This window comes from Streptomyces sp. DH12 (assembly GCF_020873895.1).
GTDB lineage: Bacteria > Actinomycetota > Actinomycetes > Streptomycetales > Streptomycetaceae > Streptomyces.
The window spans coordinates 1-449 of sequence record NZ_JAHWGT010001102.1 but is presented as its reverse complement, the minus strand read 5'-3'; the positions used below and the strand labels follow the sequence as shown (position 1 = coordinate 449).

The 449-nt window shown below is 67.7% G+C and carries 1 protein-coding gene; it reads right to left on the bottom strand.

Features of this window, described 5'->3' with window-relative positions:
- Positions 1-414 (bottom strand): MarR family winged helix-turn-helix transcriptional regulator (locus tag LPA54_RS38735; RefSeq protein WP_228985073.1); only part of this gene is annotated, 414 nt, incomplete at its 3' end.
- Positions 415-449: the final 35 nt, after the last annotated feature.

Sequence of the window (449 nt, the reverse complement as noted above, 5' to 3'; positions counted from 1 at the left end):
CTCCGGCTCGAGCCGGTCGACGAAGTGCCGCCGTACGGAGTCGAGATGGGTCGGTGCGGCCTGGCGCAGCGTGTTCCACCCCGTCTCGGTCAGGACCAGCAGACAGCCCCTGCCGTCCGCCGGGTCGGGTGCGCGGCGGATGAGGTCGCGTGCCTCCATTCGGGTCGCGTGCCGGGACAGACGGCTCCTCGACCAGCCCATCTTCGCGGCCTGCTCGTGCAGCGTGCTGGTCCCTTCGGGGCGTTCGGACAAGGTGCTGAGCACTTCGTAGTCCGGCTCGGACAGACCGTGGGCGGCGAGGTCCTGCACCGTCCGGGTCTGCACCGCGATCACCATGCGGCGGAAGGCCCGCCAGGCCTGCTCCTCCTCGGCCGTGAGCCAGCGGACCTCGTCTTCTTTCCTGTTCGTTGACATGGAATCAATCTAGCGGCTAATTTCGTTTCCATGAC